The 1506-nt window shown below is 65.3% G+C and carries 1 protein-coding gene; it reads left to right on the top strand.

Translation table 11 applies throughout. The features are described from left to right. Positions 1-16 precede the first annotated feature (16 nt). Positions 17-1506: aldehyde dehydrogenase family protein (locus ACFTSA_RS24440; protein WP_377954689.1), on the top strand; the 1490-nt coding region annotated here is incomplete at its 3' end.

The raw sequence follows: 1506 nt of genomic DNA, 5'->3' as shown, positions 1-1506 counted from the left end.
AAGGAGTTTGTTGAGTATGAGTACGAAGGTGTCGGAGGAGTTTGATGTGCGTGTGGGCGGGGGAGGGTACCGGATAGGGGTGATTGCCTCGGCCGGGGTGGTGGTGCCTTCCGGTGGGTTTGAAATGGAGATCCTGAACCCTGCAACGGGGCAGGTCATTGGTTCCCTGGTTGAGGCCGGCCCGGCTGATATTGATGCTGTGGTCGCGGGCGCGAAGTCGGCGTATGAGAAGGTGTGGCGGGGCACCGCGCCGGAGGTGAGGGCGAGGATGCTCACGGCCTGGGCGGATGCGATCACCGCGCACCGTGAGGAACTGGCCGATATTGAGGTCGCCGATGTGGGTCATCTGCGCCGTGAGGCGATGGCCGATATCGACAACAGCGCCCGGGTGCTTCGCTACTACGCCGGTCTCGCGGACAAGATCGAGGGCCGCACGTTCGCGCAGCTGCCCGACCGGCTCTCCTACGGCCTCGATGAGCCTTTCGGGGTCGTGGCAGGCGTCAGCCCGTATAACGGCAACGCGAACTTCGTCGCGCTCAAAGCAGGCCCGGCCCTGGTTGCCGGGAACTGCATCGTGATCAAGGCACCCGAGGTCGCCCCGCTGCTGAACTACCGCATGGTCGAACTCGCCCTGGAGGCAGGCCTTCCCGCCGGTGTCGTCAACGTGGTCACCGGCCGCGGGGACAAGGTCGGGCCCCTGCTCACCGAGCACCCGGACATCGGAATGATCGCCTTCACCGGCGGACCGGGCTCGGGCCGGGCCATCATCCACCAATCGGCAACCAACATCGTGCCGACGTTCCTGGAACTCGGTGGCAAGAGCCCGGCGATCCTGCTCCCGGACGCCGACCTGGACATCGCGATCCCGTCGCTGCTGCATTCAAACTTCGCCAAGAGCGGCCAAAGCTGCGTGACCGGGTCCCGGATCTTCGTGCCGGATTCGACGTACGCCGAGGTCACCGAACGGCTCGGGAAAAAGGCGAAAACGGTCCGGGTCGGGCTTCCCACCAAGGAATCCTCGCAGATGGGATCGCTCATCACCCGCCAGCACCGCACCCGCGTTGACACCCTGGTCAAGAGCGCGATCAGCGCCGGCGCAGTCGCCCTCGCCGGCGGGGCCCCGGCAGAGGACGGAGACCTCGCCAACGGCGCGTTCTACCAGCCCACCGTCCTGGCCGAGGTCACCGACGACAACCCCGCAGCGCGCAACGAGGCCTTCGGACCAATGGCCAGCGTGCTGTCCTACACCGACACCGATGAAGTCATCGCCCGCGCCAACGCCTCCGAATTCGGCCTCAGCGCCCAAATCTGGGGCAACGACGCACGCACCATCCAGCACCTGGCCAAAGAACTCATCGCAGGAACGGTATGGATCAACACCTACCGCTCCTTCCACCCCACCGTCCCCTTCGGCGGCATGAAACAAAGCGGCTTCGGCAAAGAAAACGGCTTCGACTCCGTCGCCATGTACACCCGCCGCAAAGCAGTCGTCTGGGACCTCACCAC

The sequence above is a fragment of the Arthrobacter sp. NPDC057013 genome, assembly GCF_042674585.1.
GTDB lineage: Bacteria > Actinomycetota > Actinomycetes > Actinomycetales > Micrococcaceae > Arthrobacter.
The sequence above is the reverse complement of the archived record's forward strand: the minus strand, read 5'-3'. Positions and strand labels throughout refer to the sequence as shown.